Raw genomic sequence first — 19,065 nt, 5'->3', positions numbered from 1 at the left:
GCCCAGGAGCCGGACTCCAGCGGCACGGCCTCGTCGAGAAACTTGCGCGCGTAGGCGATGACCTTGTCGCCGCGAACCTTGTTGTAGCCGGTGCCCTTTTCGGCGCCGTCGTCCTCCGCGATCACGTCGGTGCCGTACAGGGCGTCGTACAGCGAGCCCCAGCGCGCGTTCGCGGCGTTCAGCGCGAAGCGGGCGTTGAGCACCGGCACCACCAGCTGGGGGCCCGCGGTCGTGGTGATCTCGTCGTCGACACCGGAGGTGGTGATGGTGAAGTCTTCGGGTTCGGGCAGCAGGTAACCGATTTCGGTGATGAACTGGCGGTAAGCCTCGACGTCGAACGGCTCGATGACGCGTTGGCGGTGCCACTTGTCGATCTGGGCCTGCAACTCGTCGCGCCGGCGCAGCAGATCCTGGTTCTTGGGCGTGAGGTCGGTGACGACTTTGTCGACTCCGGCCCAGAAGCTGTCCGCGTCGATGTCGGTGCCGGGCAGGGCCTCGTTGTTCACGAAGTCGTAGAGCACTCGGGCGACGCGCAGGTTCCCCGCCGACACGCGATCAGTCATGTTTCTCCTCCATAATGAAGCCTCTTCAAGCCGCCATTGGCTCGGAGCGGCAATGCCTTCAGCGTACCGAGCAGCAGCCTGGTGAGCTTATCCGCCTAACCCGCCACCCCAGGTCAGGCCGCGCTGACAGCTCAAAACCAGGCCGCCGCGGCGGGCCAGGGGATCGTTTTCCAGCAACGCATCCGCGCGCGGGGATCCTGCGCCCTCCAGCACTTTCTTGACTGGCAGCCGATGGAAATCATACGGGCTCTTGCGAATCCGCCTCGGGGACGGCGTACCCCTACGCGTCGCGCATCGTTCCGACGAGGTCCTCAACCAGGTCTTCCATCGCGACCATCGCCACCACCTCGCCGCCCGCGCCGGTCACCAGCGCCAGATGGCTGTTGCTGCGGCGCATCCGCGACAGCGCGTCGGCCAGCGGCAGGGACTTGGGCAGCCGCGGCAGGGGCCGGACCATCGCCAGGTCGATCACCGTGCGCGGATCGTCACCGAGCGTCAGCATGTCCTTGATGTGCAGGTAGCCGATGAAGTCGCCGGCGGCGTTCGCCACCGGAAACCGCGAGTAGCCGGTCCGGGCCAGGGCCTGCTCGACGGCGCCGATCGTCGGCCCGCTGCCCGGCGCGGCCACCGGCACGGCGTGGACGTCGGCGAGCGGGACGGCCACGTCGCCGACCACCCGGGTGCCGATCTGCAGCGCCCGCGTCAGCCGGGTGTGCTCCTCGCGGTCCAGCAGGCCTTCGGATTCCGATTCGGCGATCATCTCGCTGAGCTCGACGGGGGAGACCGCGATCTCGAGCTCTTCCTTGGGCTCCACGCCCAGCGCGCGGACCACCACGCTGGCGCACTTGTTGTAGAACACGATCAACGGCCGGACGGCTCGCACATAGGCCAGGTAGGCCGGCACCAGCAGCATCGCCGTGCGCTCGGGGCCCGCCAGCGCGATGTTCTTGGGCACCATCTCGCCGAGCAGCACGTGCAGCGTGACGACGATCGCCAGCGCGATGGCGAACGACAGCGTGTGCAGCAGCGTCGGGGGAATGCTGGTCAGGCCCAGCGCCGAGCGCAGCAGGCTGGAGACCGCCGACTCACCGATCCGGCCGAGCAGCAGCGAGGCGGCCGTGACCCCCAGCTGGGCCCCGGCCAGCATGGCCGGGAGCTGCTCGCCGGCACGGATCACGGTGACGGCCCGCGCCTTGCCCTGTTCGGCCAACGCTTCGAGGCGGTCGCGCCGGGCCGAGATCAGCGAGAATTCCGCCCCGACGAAGAAGGCGTTCACGCCGATCAGCACGATCGCCAGGACCACGCCCACGGGATCGCTCATCGTTGCCCCCCGGCCGCCGCGGTCTCGCCGTCACCGCGAAGCTCGATCAGCTCCAGCAGGTCGATGCGGCGTCCCTCCATCCGGATGACGGTCGCTTGCCACCGCAACGCATGGTCCAGCAGCCCGTCGGCGTCCAGGGCCGGCAGCTTGACCGTTTCGCCGGCCACCGGGATGTGACCGAATTCGCGCAGCGCCAGCCCGCCGATGGTCTCGTAGGGCCCCTCGGGGGCGCGGAAGCCGGTGGCGGTGGCCACCTCGTCGATGCGCAGCAGACCCGAGACCCGCCAGCCGCTGCCCGCCGCGACCACGTCCGGGGTGGCGTCGTCGTGTTCGTCGCGGACGTCGCCGACGATCTCCTCGATCAGGTCCTCGACCGTCACCATGCCCGCGGTGCCGCCGTATTCGTCGACGACCATCGCGGTCTGCAGGCTGTTGGCGCGGATCTCCGCCATGACGGCGTCGCCGTCCAGCGTCGACGGCACCACCGGAACGGGCCGCGCCACCGTCGTCAGCAGCGTGCGCGCCCGGTCGGCGGCCGGGATGGCCAGCACCTGTTTGACGTGCACGATGCCGACGGTTTCGTCGAGGTCGCCGTCGACGATCGGGAAGCGGGAGAAGCCGGACTCCGCGGCCGTGGCCACCAGGTCGGCGACGGTCTCGTCGGTCTGCAGCGCCACGATCTTCGACCGGGGCGTCATCAGCTCCTCGGCGGTCAGGGTGCCGAACTGCAGCGAGCGCCGCACCAGCGCGGCGGTGGCCGCGTCCAGGGAGCCGCTGCGCGCCGAGGAACGCACCAGCGACAACAGCTCCTGCGGCGACCGCGCCGACCGCAGCTCCTCGGCCGGTTCGATGCCCAGCCGGCGCACGATCCAGTTCGCCGCGCCGTTGGTGAGCCGGATCGCCGGGGTGAACAGCAGCGAGAACAGCAACTGGACACCGACCACGGCCCGGGCCGTGGACAACGGCCGGGCGACGGCGAGGTATTTCGGGACCAGCTCGCCGAACACCATCGACACCGAGGTGACGATCACCAACGCCACGAACGCCATGATCGCGTCGGCCACCTTGTCGGGAACGCCCATCGCGTCGAACCACGGGTGGGGCAGGTCGGCCAGCATCGGGTCGGTCAGGTAACCGGCCGCCAGGGTGGTCGCCGAGATGCCCAACTGGGCGCCGGACAGCTGGAACGACAGCTTGTGGTGGGCCCGCCGGATCGCGCGGTCCCGGCGCCCGCCGCCGCGGGCGTTGGCCTCCACCGCGCTGCGGTCCAGCGTCGTGAGCGAGAACTCGGCGGCCACGAAGATCGCGTTGCCGAAGATGAGCACCGCGATGGCCACGATGCTGAGCGCGGTGATGTTGACGTTCATCGATCACGCCGCCCGCCGGCCGATCGGCCCGCCCGCCTCGCCGGGGAGGGCTCCGCATCGGGCGGCTCGTCCGACGGCTGCCGCCCCCGAAAGCCCATGGCCTGCACGGGTGCCTGCGGCACGTCGATCCTTTCGCTGCGGAGAATCCGGTGCGGACGCGGTCGCCTCCGTCTTTGCTGATTTATGGTAGCCGGATCCGGGCCGCGCCCCGGCCGAGCACCGTGTTCGCCGGCGCCCCGCTCGGGACCGCGACCCAAGTATGGGTTGCCTAACCTTACTACGGTAGGCTCTGCGCACTATGGCCTCCGAAGCCCCACCCGAAACCCAACCGGCCCAAGCCCTTCCGCGCGAGCGCGCCGACATCCCCCACGAGATCGCGCGCATCGCCCGGCCGCCGCTGCCCGTGCTGGAGGCGCCCTTCGCGCTGCGCGTCGCGCGGCACGAGGACGCGGGCATGGTGTCGGAGTGGATGAACCGCCCGCACCTGGCGGCGGCCTGGGAATACGACTGGCCCACCCCGCGGTGGGAGCGGCATCTGGGTGCGCAGCTGGACGGCACGTATTCGCTGCCGCTGATCGGGACCGTCCGCAACACGGCGTGCGCTTATCTCGAAGTGTATTGGGGCGCAAAGGATTTGATTTCTCGGCATTACGATGCCCGGCCCTTCGACCTGGGGCTGCACGCCGCGATCGCCGACCCCGCCATGGTGCACCAGGGGCTGGGCGCGACGCTGCTGCCGCGGATCGTCGGCAGCCTGTTCGACGCGGAGCCCCGGTGCCGGCGCATCATGTTCGACCCCGATCACCGCAACACCTCGGCGCGCCGTGTGTGCGAGTACGTCGGCTGCGCGTTCCTCGGCGAGCACGACACCGGGAACCGGCGCATATCGCTCTACGCGCTGCCCCGTCCGGACGCGTGACCGGGGCCGCTCACCAACCCAGCGGCAGCGGATGCCCTTCGGCGAATCCGGCGGTGGACTGCACCCCGACGACGGCCCGCTCGTACAGCTCGGTCAGGTTGGCGGCGCCGACGTAGGTGCACGTGCTGCGCACGCCCGAGGTGATGTGGTCGAGCAGATCCTCGACGCCGCCCCGATCGGGGTCCAGCTCCATGCGTGATGTCGAAATGCCTTCCTCGAACAGCGCTTTGCGGGCGCGATCGAACGCGGTGTCGGCGGCGCTGCGGGCCACCACCGCCCGCTTGGAGGCCATGCCGTAGCTCTCCTTGTAGGGCTGGTCCTCGCGGTCGCGCATCAGGTCCCCGGGCGATTCGTAGGTCCCGGCGAACCACGAACCGATCATCACGTTGGACGCCCCGGCCACCAGCGCCAGCGCCACGTCCCGCGGGTGCCGAACGCCGCCGTCGGCCCACACGTGCCCACCCAATTGCCTTGCCGCCGAAGCGCATTCGACCACGGCCGAGAACTGTGGGCGGCCCACGGCGGTCATCATCCGGGTGGTGCACATCGCCCCCGGCCCGACGCCGACCTTGACGATGTTGGCCCCGGCGCCCAGCAGGTCGCGGGTGCCCTCGGCCGAGACGACGTTGCCCGCCACCAGCGGCACACCGAGTTCCAGCGACGACACCGTGCGGATCGCGTCGAGCGTCTTGACCTGGTGCCCGTGCGCGGTATCGATGACGAGCACGTCGACGCCCGCCTCGACCAGGGAGCGCGCCTTGGCCCCCACGTCGCCGTTGATGCCGACGGCCGCGCCCACCCGCAGCCGTCCGGTGCCGTCGACCGCCGGCGTGTAGAGACCGGTCCGGACGGCCCCGGTGCGGGTCAGCACGCCGGACAGCGTGCCGTCCGCGTTCGTCACCACGGCGACGCCGATCGGGGCGTGCTCGAGCAGGTCGAAGATCTTGCGCGGCTCGGTGCCGGCCGGGGCGGTGACGAAATCGGTGATGGCGACGTCGCGCACCCGGGTGAAGCGGTCCACGCCCAGGCAGCAGGATTCGCTGACCAAACCGATGGGGCGGCCCTCGAAGGCGACGACGGCGACCCCGTGGGCGCGCTTGTGGATCAGCGCCGTCGCGTCGGACACCGAATCGTCGGGCCCCAGCACCACCGGGGTGTCGAGAACCAGGTCCCGGCTCTTGACGAACTCCACCGTCTGCTGCACCGCGGTGATCGGCAGGTCCTGCGGCAGGATGACCAGGCCGCCCCGCCGCGCGACCGTCTCGGCCATCCGCCGCCCGGCCACCGCGGTCATGTTGGCGACCACCACCGGAATGGTGGTGCCCGAGCCGTCGGCGGTGGACAGGTCGACGTCGAAGCGCGAGGCGACCTCCGACCGGTTCGGCATGATGAAGACGTCGTTGTAGGTCAGGTCGTACGCGGGCCGATGCCCGTCCAGGAATCTCATCGCCGTCGCCTGCCCCCTCGTGTCCTCTAGTAGTACCCCGCTAGGCGGGCACTTCGCTGCGGTCCCCGCTCCACAGCGTGTGGAAGCGCTTGGCCGGGTCGTCGTCGATGCGGCCGTAGGTGTGTGCCCCGAAGAAGTCCCGCAGGCCCTGGGTCAGCGCGGCGGGCAGCCGCTCGGTGCGCAGGGCGTCGTAGTAAGACAGCGCGGAGGAGAAACCCGGGATCGGGATGCCCAGGCGCGTGGCGGTCACCACGACGCGACGCCAGCCGTCGATGGCGGCCTCGATCGCGCTGCGGAAGTAGGGCGCGACGATCAGGGACGGCAGGTCGGGGTCCTCGTCGAAGGCGTCCTTGATGCGGTTGAGGAACTTCGCGCGGATGATGCAGCCGCCGCGCCAGATGGTGGCCAGGTCACCCGGCGTGATGTCCCAGTCGTATTCGGCGCTGCCGGCCTGGATCTGGTTGAAGCCCTGGGCGTACGCGATGATCTTCGACGCATACAGGGCCTGGCGGACATCCTCCACGAATTGCTTTGCATCGCTGGGCTTTTCGCCCAGCTGGCCGGACGCCAGCTCGGTGGTGGCCTTGCGCTGGGTCACCGAACCCGACAGCGCGCGGGCGAACACCGCCTCGGCGATGCCGGTGACCGGGACACCGAGGTCCAGCGCCGACTTCACCGTCCAGCGGCCGGTGCCCTTCTGCTCGGCCTCGTCGAGGATGACGTCGACGAGCGGCTTACCCGTCTTGGCGTCGTTCTGACGCAACACTTTTGCGGTGATCTCGACGAGGAAGCTGTCCAGGTCGCCTTTGTTCCACTCGTCGAAGACGTCGGCGATCTCGCCCGCGGTCTTGCCCAGGCCGTCGCGCAGCAGCTGGTAGGCCTCGCCGATCAGCTGCATGTCGGAGTACTCGATGCCGTTGTGCACCATCTTCACGAAGTGGCCGGCGCCGTCGGGCCCGATGTGGGTGCAGCACGGGACGCCGTCGACGTGGGCGGAGATCTCCTCGAGCAGCGGGCCCAGCGACTTGTACGACTCGGCGGGGCCGCCCGGCATGATCGACGGGCCGTTCAGCGCGCCCTCCTCGCCGCCCGAGATGCCGGCGCCGACGAAGTGCAGGCCGCGCTCCCGCATGGCCTTCTCCCGTCGGATGGTGTCGGTGTAGAGGGCGTTGCCGCCGTCGATGATGATGTCGCCTTCCTCCATGGCGTCGGCAAGCTCGTTGATCACCGCGTCGGTCGGGTCGCCGGCCTTGACCATGATCAGCACCCGTCGGGGCTTCTCGAGCGCGTCCAGGAACTCGGCGATGGACTCCGAGCGCACGAAGTTGCCCTCGTCGCCGTGCTCGGACAGCAGCGCGTCGGTTTTCGCGATCGACCGGTTGTGCAGCGCGACGGTGTAGCCGTGCCGGGCGAAATTGCGTGCGATGTTCGAACCCATCACCGCCAGCCCGGTGACGCCGATTTGCGCGGTACCCGTAGTCGAATCGGACGAACTCATGTCTTGGCCTCTCACGTCGGTGAACTCTGCCGAAAAGCTTTCCGTCACACTGTGGCACAGCGGGCAGGCGTGCGCCCGGGGTGATCGCTTCGGCGTCGGGTCAGAGGTTGAACAGGCGCCGCAGCTCCGTGAGCCACGGTACGGCCAGCGCGACGGTGGGCACCACGAACACGGCCACCGCGGACAGGTATGCGGCCGCCGAAAGCGCCAAGCTGTTGCCGTCCCCGCACAGCCGGCGCACGCGGACCACCGTGCTGGGGCCGCCGGCGGCCAACGCCCCCGACGGCGCGCGCCCCGACGCGCAGGCAACCAGCGCGCGGGCCAGGGGAGTGCGACCCGCCGCGCGCACGGCGGCGTCGTCGGCGAGCAGCTCGACGAGGAGCTTCACCGCGCCGAGCGCGTTCGCGCTGCGCACCAGCCGCGGGAAGGCGGCGTGCACGGCGGTGAAGGCCTCCAGGACGAGGTCGTGCCGGGCGCGCAGGTGGGCCCGCTCGTGGCTGAGGATCGCGGCGACCTCGGCATCGGCGAGCGCGCTCAGCGCGCCCTCGCTGACGACCACCCGGCTACGGACGCCGGGGAGGCAGTAGGCGAGCGGCTGCGGAACGTCCAACACCCGGAGGTCGCGGGTGCGGGCGCAGGGCCGGGGGAGCGCCCCGTCGTGGCCGTGGCCGACCAGATCGACCACCATGCGGTGATGGGCCCGCCGGCGCCGGTTGACGATGGCGACCCGGACGACGGCGACCATCAAGCGGGCGCCGACCAGCACCGTCAGGGCGAACACGCTGATGTAGGCGGCCCACAGCGGCCACCCGAGCCGGCCGGCCGCGCCGACGATGCTGGCCGTGGGCCGCCCGTCGGGACCCGGCATCAACAGCCGAGTGGCGATGGCGATGCCGGCGCTGAACGCCGAGAGGACCGCGGCCAGCGCGATGGCCTGCCACAACACCATCGCGGCGCGCGGAGCGCGCAGCGGCCAGCTCGCGCGTGCCAACAAGGCCGGCACCGGGCCGACCAGCAGCACCGCGAGGATGGTGAAGGCCAGCGCGGACACGCTGCCAGTCTCCCTCAGTCCTCCGTCGACGCGCCAGCGGATGGCGCGTGATCGCGTTGATTGGCCTCGAGTTCGGCCAGCGCCCGCCGCAGGGCGTCCGCCTCGTCGGCGCCCACCCGCTCGACGAAGTGCACCAGCGCGGCCTGCCGGCCGCCGGAGTCTTCCGCCTGTGCGAGGGCGTCCACCATCAGGCCGGCGACCAGTTCGTCGCGGCCGTGCACGGGCGCGTAGCGGTGCGCGCGGTCGTCGCGAATCTGGGAGACCAGATTCTTCTTGGCCAGCCGTTGCAGGACAGTCATGATCGTCGTGTAGGCAAGGTCGCGTCGCGCGGACAACGCGTCATGGACCTGCCGGACCGTTTGAGGCTCGGGCATGGACCACAAGTGATCCATCACCGCGCGTTCCAGATCCCCCAGCCGGGTCAGTTTCGCCATAGTGCGTTCTCTCCTGAGCGTCGACATCATCGTACTCCGCGTTACTACCGACCGTCGTACCGAAGCGGCTCCCCGCGCCGCCGAATAGATGCTTGCGAAATTAGGGCAGCCTTGCCTATGCTAACCGGGTCGAGCGAACTACGACCGCGGCAGAGTCCTGAGGGCTGCAGTGACCCCCGGTCTACTCGATCGGCGAGCCCCGTGCCCAGCGGCACGGGGCTCAGCCGTTTCTGGGCGATGGTGTAAACACAGAACGTGCCACAGCCGCCGACCATGCCACCGGATTTCACCGCGCCCTTCGATCAGGAGATCGGGCTGCAATTCACCGAACTCAGCCCCGACGGCGCCCGGGCGCAACTCGAGGTCACCCCCAAGCTGCTGCAGCCGATGGGCCTGGTGCACGGCGGTGTCTACTGCTCGATCATCGAGAGCATGGCCAGCGTGGCGGCCTACACCTGGCTCGCCACCCGTGGCGGCGGCAACGTCGTCGGCGTCAACAACAACACCGACTTTCTGCGTTCCATCGGCTCGGGCATGGTCTACGGCGCCGCCGAGCCGATCCATCGGGGCCGGCGCCAGCAGCTGTGGCTGGTCACCATCACCGACGACGACGGCAAGGTGGTGGCCCGCGGCCAGGTGCGGCTGCAGAATCTCGAGGCGTAGCCCAGGCGGCCGGTTAGCTCGCGCGCCTGGTGGTCGCCGGGCGCTTGGCCTCCGCCGCGAGCACCGCCAGTTGTTCGAGGCGGGTGCGGGCGAAGGCCTGCTGCTCGGTGATGGTCAGCTGGCCGCGGCGGGTGCTCAGGAACGTGACCGTCCACGACAGCAAGGTGCTGACCTTCGTCTTGAACCCCACCAGGTAGACCAGGTGCAGCACCAGCCACATCAGCCAGGCGATGAAGCCGCTGAACTCCAGCGGGCCGACCTTGGCCACGGCGGAAAACCGCGAGACGGTGGCCATGGAGCCCTTGTCGAAGTACTGGAACGGCTCGCGCTCCGCCGGGTCCGCGCCGCCCAGTTCGGCCTTGATCGTGCCGGCGACGTACTTGGCGCCCTGAATGGCGCCCTGGGCCACGCCCGGAACGCCCTCGACGGCGGCCATGTCGCCGATCACGAACACGTTCGGGTGTCCTGGGATCGACAGGTCGGGCAGCACCTTGACCCGGCCCGCCCGGTCGAGTTCGACCGACGACTGCTCGGCCAGGTCCCGGCCGAGCCCGCTGGCCTGCACGCCGGCGGACCACACCTTGCAGGCGGACTCGATGCGCCGGACGGTGCCGTCGGAGTCCTTGACCGTGATGCCGTTGCGGTCGACGTCGGTGACCATCGCCCCCAGCTGGATCTCCACGCCCATCTTCTCCAGTCGGGCCCGCGCCCGCGTCCCCAGCTTCTCGCCGAACGGCGGCAGCACGGCCGGGGCGGCGTCGAGCAAGATCACCCGCGCCCTGGTGGAGTCGATGCCCCGGAAGGAGCCCTTCAGCGTGTGGGCCGCCAATTCCGCGATCTGCCCGGCCATTTCGACGCCGGTCGGGCCGGCGCCGATGACGGTGAACGTCAGCAGCTTGGCCCGTCGCTCCGGATCACTCGACCGCTCGGCCTGTTCGAACGCGCTCAAGATCCGTCCGCGCACCTCGAGCGCGTCGTCGATGGACTTCATGCCGGGCGCGAACTCGGCGAAGTGGTCGTTGCCGAAGTAGGACTGGCCCGCACCGGCGGCGATAATCAAGCTGTCGTAAGGGGTTTCGTAGGTGTGGCCGAGCAAATCGGAAACGACGAACTTCCCGGCCAGATCGATGTGCGTGACGTCGCCGAGCAGCACCTGAACGTTGCGCTGCCTGCGCAGGACGACGCGGGTGGGCGGGGCGATGTCGCCTTCGGACACGATGCCGGTCGCCACCTGGTACAGCAACGGCTGGAACAGGTGATGGGTGGTGCGGGCGATCAGCTTGATGTCGACGTTCGCGTGCTTGAGTTTCTTTGCCGCGTTGAGGCCACCGAAGCCCGAACCGATGATGACGACCTGGTGGCGACGATCGGTTCCAGCTGTGGTTTCTGGTGGGGGGCTCATGTTTCCACTGCTCCTGACGGGGGCTTCTGGACACGCGACTGTTGTTAGCCACAACGCTAGTCAGGCGGGTACCCGGAAACCTAGTTGATATCCCTGTGTTGTTTGCAACACTAACGGTGTACGGCGGCGAAAACCCTGGTGGGCAACGGGTGCTGTGGCGCAGTTATCACCGCGCCGCCGTCACTGGCTGGAGCCTTCTCCCGCGCAGTGGTCGTGGCCCTGAGCGATGGTTCCGCCGGGGGCGCGGCCGAGCGCTGCCGCCTCCGCCTCCTCCCGCGTCGGACCCCAGCCGCCGAAGTATCGGGTCTTGGCCGCGTTGACCGCGAGCGCCAGGCAGCCACCCTCGCCGCTGGCCAGCAGGCGGCAGTCGCTGATGCTCTTGCGGCAGGTGTCCATCACCGCCTTCTCGGCCGCGCCCTGATTGGCCGCCCCGTCGGCGATCTTGATCTGGCCGGTGGAGTCCGAGATCGCCATCGCGATCCAGTTGTTGTCGGCGTGCGCGATCGGCGGCGCGGCAAACGCCACACCGGCCGCGATCGCCGCCACGGCTCGTCTCTTCATGGCCCGCCCGGCCCTTTTCTTCCGCGCTGCACCCGGTGGCGCAGGTAAACGCTGCTACACCGAAGTATTACCGCGGCGGGGCCAATTCGCGACCCCAGGGCAGCGGGCTACAGGCCGACGGCCGGGCGCAGCGCCTCACCCACCGCGGCGATGACGCCGGGGGTGTAGAAGGGCAGGTTGATGATCACGCCGTCGATGCCGGCGTCGACCACCTTGGTCTTGATCTGGTCCGCCACCGAGTCGGGGCTGCCGACCACCATGCGCTGGGTCATCTCCGCCGGAACCTGATCGGGTTTCGCGTTCTCGTCGACCAGCACCGTCGTCAGCGTGCTGGTCTCCAGCGTCGCCGGGTCGCGGCCGATGTCCTCGCAGCGCCGCCGCACGACCTCCAATTTGCCTGGCAGCTCGTCGAATCCGGCGATGACGTTCAGGTGGTCGAAGTGGCGCGCGGCGAGCGGGATCGTCTTCTTCTCACCGCTGCCGCCGATCATCAGCGGAATGTGGTCGCGGAAGCGGGGATTCGCGAGCGCCTCGCGCACTTGGTACCACTTGCCCGAGAAGGTGGGCCGCTCGCCGGAGATCATCGGCAGGATGATCTGCAGCGCCTCCTCGAGCCGGTTGAACCTGTCGGTGAAGGTGCCGAATTCGAATCCCAGTTGGTCGTGTTCGAGTTCGAACCAGCCGGTGCCGATGCCCAGGATCGCGCGACCCTGGCTGACCACGTCGAGGGTGGTGATCGTCTTCGCCAGCAGCGCCGGGTTGCGGTAGGTGTTGCCGGTCACCAACGTGCCCAACTGAACTCGTTCGGTGGCGGTGGCCAGCGCGCCCAGGGCGGTGTAGGCCTCCAGCATCGGCTGGTCGGGATCGCCGAGCATGGGGAGTTGGTAGAAGTGGTCCATCACGAAGACCGAATCGAAACCGGCCGCCTCGGCCTCGCGGGCCTGGGCCGCAACGGTGGGGAAGAGCTGCTCCACCCCGGTGCCGTAGGAGAAGTTGGGAATCTGCAGACCGAGTCGAATTGCCACGCGATCTACCGTAGTGCGGCGCCGCGCGCGACGATACGGCTCGACCGGTGATTACGCCCTCAGCCGAATTGCGCGAGCGCGCCGTGGCTGACGTGCAGCGTCTGGCCGGTGATGTGCCGGGCCGCCGGGGTGGTGAGGAACAGCGCCAGCCGGGCCACCTCGGCGGCGACCGACGGGGGCGTGCGGGACAGGCCGTCGTAACCGGGCTGGGCGCTGCGCCCGCTGGCCACGGCGTTGACCGTGATGCCACGCGTGCCGAAGATGCTCGCCTGCCCGGCGACCCAATTCGACAGCGTCGCTTTGATCGCGGCCTCGACGCTTCCGGCGGGCGGGTTCTCGGGCACCACGCTGATGATCGAGCCGCCCGAGCGCAGGTGGTCGCCCACGGTCTGCACCGTCAACACCGCCGACAGCACGGTGGCGTCCAAGGCGTTCCGCCACGCAGCGGCGGTGTCGGCGAGCGAGTAGGTGCGCGGGTCGCCGGCTTCCCAGGAGGGCGCCGGCACGTTGACGATGGTGTCCAGGTGGTGCGGGAACAGCGCGCGGGCCTCGGTCAGGCTCGCCGCGTCGGTGGTGTCGCAAACGATCGCGTCGACGTCCAGTTCCTTGGCGGCGATCTCCAGGTCGCTGCGCCGCGCCCCCACGAGGGTCACCTTGTGACCGTCATCGCGGAAGCCTTCGGCCACTGTGCGCCCCAGTTCGGTGTCTCCGCCGGTGACCAGTACTTCCACTGCCATGACCTCCTCGTGTTCAACGTTGAACCCAGACCCGGGCAGTTCCGTGTGGCCGACCACCGGACCGCTGAGAGGACCCGCCTGGGATGTCAGCGCGTTATGGCATCAATCTCCTTAGATGTTACTGGACAGTAGCTAGTCGGCGAAATTGTTCGCGCCGCGACGCGCGGATCATTTGCATAACTCTTCGGCCGTCACTTTTCTGCGCCGATTCGGCGGGTAATTGGACCGCATTGGCGGCGGGTTAGGGTGCATCCATGCCTCGGATCGGGTTGCTGGCGGGTTTGGTGTCGACGCTGCTGGCGGCGACCCTCATCGGGTGCGGTTCGAAATCGGCGCCACCGCCCTCGGCGTCGGGGAAGGTGGTGGTATTCGCCGCGGCCTCGCTGAAGCCCGCGTTCACCCAGATCAGTGCGCAGTTCAAGGCGGAAAACGCCGGCAGCGAGGTCGACTTCGAATTCGCCGGCTCCTCCGAACTGGCCACCCAGTTGACGCAGGGCGCGGCCGCCGACGTCTTCGCCTCGGCCGACACCGCGCAGATGGGCACGGTCGCCAGGGCCGGCTTGCTGTCCGGTGACCCGACGAACTTCGCGTCGAACACCCTGGAGATCGTCACGGCGCCGGGCAACCCCAAAAACGTCGGATCGTTCGCCGACCTGGCCAGGCCGGGCGTGGCCGTGGTCGTGTGCCAACAGCCGGTGCCGTGCGGGTCGGCCACCCGCCGCGTCGAGGACAGCACCGGGGTGCGTCTCAACCCGGTGAGCGAGGAGTTGAGCGTGACGGATGTCCTCAACAAGGTCACCACCGGGCAGGCCGACGCCGGGCTGGTCTACGTCACCGACGCCCGCAGCGCCGGGAACAAGGTCACCGCGGTGGCCTTCCCGGAGGCGGCCCGCGCGGTGAACGTTTATCCGATCGCGGCGTTGAAGAAGGCGCCGCAGCCGACGCTGGCGCAACGGTTCGTGGCCATGGTGACGGGTGACGCCGGCCAAAAGATTCTGGCCCAGTTGGGTTTTGCCAAGCCCTGATCAGCGCGGCTATTCGAATTCCGTTCTCGCCCGGTCGATTTGGTCGTAGGCGTAGGTCACGATGTCGGCGATGGTCATCGCCGCGCCCTTGCGAGCCAGCGATTCGTAGGTTTGGTCGCCGAGGACCTTGCGAAGGTCGGCGATCAATTCCGAGAGTTCGGGCAAGGTCGTTGCTGCCATCGGGCTGACCGCCGCCAAACCGGCGATGGTGGCGGCCGGTTCGTAGTGCCCCAGCCGGTTGAGGAACACGGCGAGGACGGCGAGCGCGTTGTACATCATGCCGATGTTGCCCGACTCGTGGTTGTTGCGGATGGCCACGGCGAGGTGATCCACCGCCGCCCCGGGATCCCCTTGCTCGGCCATGAGTCCGGCGGCCCAGTACGGGAATTGGGTCTCGTAGAACCGGTTGCCGCTATCCCGCGCGACGAGCAGACTGCGGCGCAGCGCCGCCAGGGCGCGATCCGGATTGGTGGCCCGGACCGCGTACCCATACGCGAAGAGTGCGTAGGCAAGCACCCATGGATTCCCGGTGGCCTCGGCGGCATCGATAAGGCCGTCCCCCGTTGCCAACGCCTCGTCAGCCGAACCGCAGACGGCCAAAGCGAACACCAGGTTCGCCCTGGCGAACGTGTTGGCGTCCCCACCGCGCCGCACCTGGGCGCGGCACAGCTCGAGATACCGTTCGGGCTGCCCGACGAACAAATACGCGCTGCCCAGAAAGGCCTCGCCGAAGGACGACACCTTGTCGCTGGCGGCGGCGATAACCGTCGCGCCGATTTCGCTGTAGCGCACGGCCTCTTGGTACCGGCCGACCAGAACGGCCAGCGATGCCCCCACGCACACGGCTGCCAGCCGCGGGTGGTCGACGGCACGAAGGGGGCCGACCATTTCTTCGGCCCAGGCGATCGGTTCGTAGTTCTCGAGGAACGGACCAAGCAAGCCCGCATACGCGGCGATGGCCGCACCCGCATCCAGGTCGCCGTGTTCGGTCGACCAGCGAAAGGCGGTGCGCAAGTTGGCCAACTCGACCGTCAGCCAGTCGTATGCCTCGCGCTGGCGCGGGCTGTCCCACAGCGCCATGATGTCGGCCTCACGCCCGGCGAAGTAGTGGGCATGCGCGGCGCGAATCTCCTCCGCGCCGGAGGCGAGGAGCTGTTCCTCGGCGAACTGGCGGATCGTCTCCAGCATCGAGAACCGGGTGCGTCCCGAAGACCGGTCGGCGACCAGCAGCGACTTGCGCACCAGAGCATCGAGCAGGTCCAGGATGGCGTAGTCATCCTCGGAACCCATGACGGCACAAGCGCTTTGGAGGTCGAATCCGCCGGCGAAGACCGAACAGCGGTCCAGCACTGCCCGTTCGGTGTCGTCGAGCAGGTCGTAGGACCAGGCCACCGCGTGGCGCAGCGTGTGGTGGCGTTCCAGGCCGCGCCGCGAGCCGACCAGCAGCCTGAAGCGCTGGTCAAGGCGGTCGCGCATTTCACCGGCGGTCATCGACGCCATCCGCGAGGCGGCCAGTTCGATGGCGAGGGGAATTCCGTCCAGCCGCCGGCATATCTCGGCCACCGCGGCGGCCTCACCGCCGTCGGCCATCGAGAAGCCCGCCGAGATGCCTTGGGCGCGTTCGGCGAACAGCGTCACCGCGGCCGAGTCCACTCCCGCCGCCACGTCCAGGGAGCGCACCGGGCGCACCTGCTCGTCCGGGATGCCGAGGCCTTCGCGGCTGGTGGCAAGGATTTTCACGGTCGCTGATCGCGCGAGGATGGCTTCGATCAGGTCGGCGGCGGCGTCGAGCACGTGCTCGCAGTTGTCGAGCACCAACAGCCTGACCCGGCCCTCCAACGCGGCGGCCACCGACTCGGTGACGGTCTTGCCGGGCTGCTGGGTGATGCCGAGCACCGCCGCGACGGCGTCGGGCACCGCCGCCGCATCGGTGACCGCGGCCAATGCGAAAAGCCAAGCGCCGTCCGGGAATTCATCGGCCAACCGCGCGGCCACCTCCAACGCCAGGCGGGTCTTGCCGACGCCGCCGACTCCGGTCAGCGTCACCAGCCGGTGCGTCTTGACCGCCGCCTCGATGTCGGTGGCCGCCGCCTCGCGGCCGATCAGGCTGGTGCCCGCGGGACGCAGATTTCCCGGACTCGCATCCAGCGCCCGCAGCGGCGGGAACTCCGTCCGCAGGCCTTCGGCGCGGACCTGGAACACGCCGACCGGCAGGGGGATGTCCCGCAACCGTCGCGGCCCCAGGTCGAGCAGATCCACTCCGTTCAGCAGGCCTGCCGTCGACTCGGCCACCAGGATCTGACTGCCGTGCCCGGCGGCCATCACCCGCGCCGCACGGTTGAGCACGGTGCCGAAGTAGTCGTTGTCGCGCAGCTCGGCCTCGCCGGTGGCCAGCCCCATTCGCACCGGCAAGTCGAGGGTGCGCTGCGCTGCCACCGCGGCATCCACCGCCGCGCGCGGCGAGGCGAACGCCGCGCACACACCGTCACCGGTGTGCTTGAACAACCAGCCCCGGTGCTCCTCGATCGCTTTACGCAAGGCGTCGTCGTGGGCCGCGAGGGCCACCCGCATCGCGTCCGCGTCGGCCTCCCACCGACGCGTCGAACCCTCGACGTCGGTGAACAGGAACGTCACGACACCAGAAGGCGCTGACACCTCAGCAGAATCTCACAACGGAACCGCTTCGACCTCGCACATCGGCGGAAACCGCGGCCCCGGGCGCTAGGTTGGGGCGGTGTTCATCGCCCGATCATGGTTGGGGCCCAGGCATTAGCGGGCGTCGCGCCGTTCTGCCGCGATGGGTATACGTCCCCGCGGCGGTGGGGACCGCGTTCGTGGCGTTGCCGTTGCTGGCCATCGCGATCAAGGTGGATTGGGCGAACTTCTGGGCTCTGATCACGAGCTCGTCGTCGCGGGCGGCCCTGCTGCTCAGCCTCAAGACCGCCGCGGCCAGCACGGTGCTGTGCGTGCTGTTCGGCGTGCCGATGGCGTTGGTGCTGGCCCGCAGCGCGGCGCGCGTGGTGCGGCTGCTGCGGCCGTTGATCCTGCTGCCCTTGGTGCTGCCGCCGGTGGTGGGCGGGATCGCGTTGCTCTATGCGTTCGGCCGGCTCGGGCTGGTCGGCCGGTACCTCGAGGCCGCCGGAATCGGCATCGCGTTCAGCACCACCGCGGTGGTGCTGGCGCAGACCTTCGTGTCGTTGCCGTTCCTGGTGATTTCGTTGGAGGGGGCGGCGCGCACCGCGGGCGCCGATTACGAAGTGGTGGCGGCGACGTTGGGGGCGCGGCCCAGCACCGTCTGGTGGCGGGTCACGCTGCCGTTGCTGCTGCCGGGCTTGATCTCCGGGGCGGTGCTGGCGTTCGCCCGCTCGCTCGGGGAGTTCGGCGCAACGCTGACCTTCGCCGGCTCTCGCCAGGGCGTCACCCGCACCCTGCCGCTGGAGATCTACCTGCAGCGCGTGACCGACGCCAACGCGGCGGTGGCGCTGTCGATCCTGCTGGTGGCGGTGGCCGCGGTGGTGGTGCTGGGGCTCGGCGCCCGCCGGCTGACGGGGACCGAGGGCCCATGAGCGAACTGCGGCTGCGGGCCGTCGTGGCGGATCGCCGCTTCGACGTGGAGTTCTCCGTGTCGGCCGGCGAAGTGCTTGCGGTCCTCGGGCCCAACGGCGCGGGCAAGTCGACGGCGCTGCACGTCGTCGCCGGGCTGATCCGCCCGGATCACGGGCTGGTGCGGCTGGGGGACCGGGTGCTGACCGACACCGCGGCCGGGGTGGACGTGGCCACCCACGACCGCCGCGTCGGCCTGTTGCTGCAGGACCCGTTGTTGTTCCCGCACATGAGCGTTGCCGCCAACGTGGCGTTCGGGCCGCGCTGCCGGCGCGGGTGGCTTCGCCGGGGCCGGGCCGAGGGCAAGGCGACGGCGCTGCGCTGGCTGCGGGAGGTGGACGCCGAGGGGCTCGCCGACCGGAAGGCGCGGCAGCTCTCCGGCGGTCAAGCCCAGCGGGTGGCGATCGCGCGGGCGCTGGCCGCGCAGCCCGACGTGTTGCTGCTCGACGAACCGCTGAGCGGGTTGGATGTCGCCGCGGCCGCGGGCGTCCGCGCGGTGCTGCGCGGCGTCGTCGGCCGCACCGGTTGCGCGGTCGTCCTGATCACGCACGACCTGCTCGACGTCTTCACGCTGGCCGACCGGGTGCTGGTGCTGGAGGCCGGAAAGGTCGCCGAGATCGGTCCGGTTCCCGACGTGCTGACGGCGCCGCGCAGTCACTTCGGGGCCCGCATCGCCGGCGTCAACCTGGTCAACGGGACGGTCGCCGGCGACGCGTCGCTGCACGCGCGCTCCGGCGCTCGCTGGCACGCGAAGCCCACGCCGGTCGGGGGCGACGAGCTGACCGCCGGCCGCAGCGCGATCGCGGTCTTCCCGCCCACGGCGGTGGCGGTCTATCGGGACCAACCGCACGGCAGCCCGCGCAACACGGTCGAGGTGACGGTGGCGGAGCTGGACGTCCGCGGGCCGGCGGTGCTGGTGCGCGGCGAGCAGCAGGCCGACGGCGCCCCGGGCCTGGCCGCGGAGATCACCGTCGACGCGGCCTCCGAGTTGCGGCTGGCGCCCGGCGAGACGGTGTGGTTTTCCGTCAAGGCCCACGAGGTGACGTTGTACCCGGCGGCGCACTGACCGGCGAAATTCGACGCGCGTTGCACATCGGCAACATCGGCAAAACGACGGCGCAATTGTCCGCAAGGCTCCTTGCGTCACAGCGGTAACACGGTAGGTTCGTCGCCATGGAGCAGGTGGAACCCAACTCGACGCGTCGCCAAGGCCTGTGGGCGACGCTCGCGATAGCAGCGGTGACCAGTGCCAGCGCCGTCACCATCGCCTTGCCGGCAACTTCGAACGCCGATCCGGAGGTGCCGACTCCGGTCCCGCCGGCGACCACGACGGCCCCCGCGCCGGCGGCCGGTCCGGCGGCTCCCGCAACCACGCCGGCCGACACGGAGAACTCCACGTCGAAGCGGCGATCCGCCACGACGGCCCGCAGCCGCAGTTCGCTCATGGGC

The 19,065-nt window shown here is 69.8% G+C and carries 17 protein-coding genes and 1 pseudogene; 6 read left to right on the top strand and 12 right to left on the bottom strand.

Annotation, left to right across the window (positions count from 1 at the left end; genetic code table 11):
- The 3 genes and pseudogenes from A5702_RS16165 to A5702_RS16155 form a co-directional block, all read right to left on the bottom strand.
- Positions 1–563, bottom strand: a pseudogene (locus A5702_RS16165) (malate synthase G); the annotation flags it as partial.
- 280 nt (positions 564–843) lie between these two features.
- The gene (locus A5702_RS16160) at positions 844–1,884 is read right to left on the bottom strand and encodes a hemolysin family protein (RefSeq protein WP_068221890.1); all 1,041 of its coding nucleotides are present in this window, start codon (positions 1,882–1,884) and stop codon (positions 844–846) included.
- Positions 1,881–3,251: a hemolysin family protein gene (locus tag A5702_RS16155; protein ID WP_068221888.1), complete on the bottom strand. Its 1,371-nt coding sequence runs from the start codon at positions 3,249–3,251 to the stop codon at positions 1,881–1,883. Before A5702_RS16155 ends, A5702_RS16160 begins: the two co-directional genes overlap by 4 nt.
- 298 nt (positions 3,252–3,549) lie before the next feature.
- On the opposite strand from A5702_RS16155, the gene A5702_RS16150 reads away from it, so the two are divergent.
- Positions 3,550–4,170, top strand: coding sequence for a GNAT family N-acetyltransferase (locus A5702_RS16150; protein ID WP_068221886.1), 621 nt, complete (start codon positions 3,550–3,552; stop codon positions 4,168–4,170).
- A 10-nt stretch (positions 4,171–4,180) separates the two neighbouring features.
- Here A5702_RS16150 and A5702_RS16145 read toward each other — a convergent pair whose 3' ends face one another.
- The 4 genes from A5702_RS16145 to A5702_RS16130 all read right to left on the bottom strand — a co-directional run bounded on the left by A5702_RS16145 (position 4,181) and on the right by A5702_RS16130 (position 8,600).
- Positions 4,181–5,617 (bottom strand): GuaB1 family IMP dehydrogenase-related protein, encoded by a 1,437-nt coding sequence (locus A5702_RS16145; RefSeq protein WP_068221884.1) that lies wholly within the window; start codon positions 5,615–5,617, stop codon positions 4,181–4,183.
- Between the two features lie 40 nt (positions 5,618–5,657).
- The gene (gndA, locus tag A5702_RS16140) at positions 5,658–7,115 is read right to left on the bottom strand and encodes an NADP-dependent phosphogluconate dehydrogenase (RefSeq protein ID WP_068221882.1); all 1,458 of its coding nucleotides are present in this window, start codon (positions 7,113–7,115) and stop codon (positions 5,658–5,660) included.
- 100 nt (positions 7,116–7,215) lie between these two features.
- The gene (locus A5702_RS16135; protein WP_055403614.1) at positions 7,216–8,166 is read right to left on the bottom strand and encodes a M56 family metallopeptidase; all 951 of its coding nucleotides are present in this window, start codon (positions 8,164–8,166) and stop codon (positions 7,216–7,218) included.
- Positions 8,167–8,180: 14 nt separating this feature from the next.
- Positions 8,181–8,600: a BlaI/MecI/CopY family transcriptional regulator gene (locus tag A5702_RS16130; RefSeq protein ID WP_055403615.1), complete on the bottom strand. Its 420-nt coding sequence runs from the start codon at positions 8,598–8,600 to the stop codon at positions 8,181–8,183.
- A gap of 273 nt (positions 8,601–8,873) precedes the next feature.
- Here A5702_RS16130 and A5702_RS16125 point away from each other — a divergent pair, with 273 nt between their 5' ends.
- Positions 8,874–9,263, top strand: coding sequence for a PaaI family thioesterase (locus tag A5702_RS16125; RefSeq protein ID WP_055403616.1), 390 nt, complete (start codon positions 8,874–8,876; stop codon positions 9,261–9,263).
- A gap of 13 nt (positions 9,264–9,276) precedes the next feature.
- On the opposite strand, the gene A5702_RS16120 is transcribed toward A5702_RS16125, so the two are convergent.
- The 4 genes from A5702_RS16120 to A5702_RS16105 all read right to left on the bottom strand — a co-directional run bounded on the left by A5702_RS16120 (position 9,277) and on the right by A5702_RS16105 (position 12,988).
- On the bottom strand, positions 9,277–10,665 hold the full coding sequence (locus A5702_RS16120; protein WP_055403617.1) for an NAD(P)/FAD-dependent oxidoreductase: 1,389 nt from the start codon (positions 10,663–10,665) through the stop codon (positions 9,277–9,279).
- Positions 10,666–10,845: 180 nt separating this feature from the next.
- A complete protein-coding gene (locus tag A5702_RS16115; RefSeq protein WP_055403618.1) occupies positions 10,846–11,226 on the bottom strand; it encodes a DUF4189 domain-containing protein in 381 nt (126 codons plus the stop codon).
- Between the two features lie 107 nt (positions 11,227–11,333).
- Complete coding sequence (locus A5702_RS16110) at positions 11,334–12,251, bottom strand: LLM class F420-dependent oxidoreductase (RefSeq protein WP_055403619.1); 918 nt, start codon at positions 12,249–12,251, stop codon at positions 11,334–11,336.
- A gap of 59 nt (positions 12,252–12,310) precedes the next feature.
- Positions 12,311–12,988 (bottom strand): SDR family oxidoreductase, encoded by a 678-nt coding sequence (locus A5702_RS16105; RefSeq protein WP_055403641.1) that lies wholly within the window; start codon positions 12,986–12,988, stop codon positions 12,311–12,313.
- A gap of 254 nt (positions 12,989–13,242) precedes the next feature.
- On the opposite strand from A5702_RS16105, the gene modA reads away from it, so the two are divergent.
- Positions 13,243–14,013 (top strand): molybdate ABC transporter substrate-binding protein, encoded by a 771-nt coding sequence (gene modA / locus A5702_RS16100; protein WP_055403620.1) that lies wholly within the window; start codon positions 13,243–13,245, stop codon positions 14,011–14,013.
- Between the two features lie 9 nt (positions 14,014–14,022).
- Here modA and A5702_RS16095 read toward each other — a convergent pair whose 3' ends face one another.
- On the bottom strand, positions 14,023–16,668 hold the full coding sequence (locus A5702_RS16095) for an adenylate/guanylate cyclase domain-containing protein (protein ID WP_231965065.1): 2,646 nt from the start codon (positions 16,666–16,668) through the stop codon (positions 14,023–14,025).
- A gap of 134 nt (positions 16,669–16,802) precedes the next feature.
- Between A5702_RS16095 and A5702_RS16090 the strand changes: the two genes are divergently transcribed.
- The 3 genes from A5702_RS16090 to A5702_RS16080 form a co-directional block, all read left to right on the top strand.
- Entirely contained in the window at positions 16,803–17,579 is a 777-nt protein-coding gene (locus A5702_RS16090) for an ABC transporter permease (protein ID WP_055403622.1), read from the top strand.
- Positions 17,576–18,682, top strand: a complete 1,107-nt coding sequence (locus A5702_RS16085; RefSeq protein ID WP_068221878.1) for a sulfate/molybdate ABC transporter ATP-binding protein — start codon at positions 17,576–17,578, stop codon at positions 18,680–18,682. The genes A5702_RS16090 and A5702_RS16085 overlap by 4 nt, the downstream gene beginning before the upstream one ends.
- A 107-nt stretch (positions 18,683–18,789) precedes the next feature.
- The coding region (locus A5702_RS16080) for an alanine and proline-rich secreted protein Apa (RefSeq protein ID WP_231965064.1) at positions 18,790–19,065 on the top strand (276 nt) is incomplete at its 3' end.

This window comes from Mycobacterium sp. E3339 (assembly GCF_001666915.1).
Classification (GTDB): Bacteria; Actinomycetota; Actinomycetes; order Mycobacteriales; family Mycobacteriaceae; genus Mycobacterium.
This window is presented reverse-complemented; position numbering and strand designations above follow the sequence as displayed.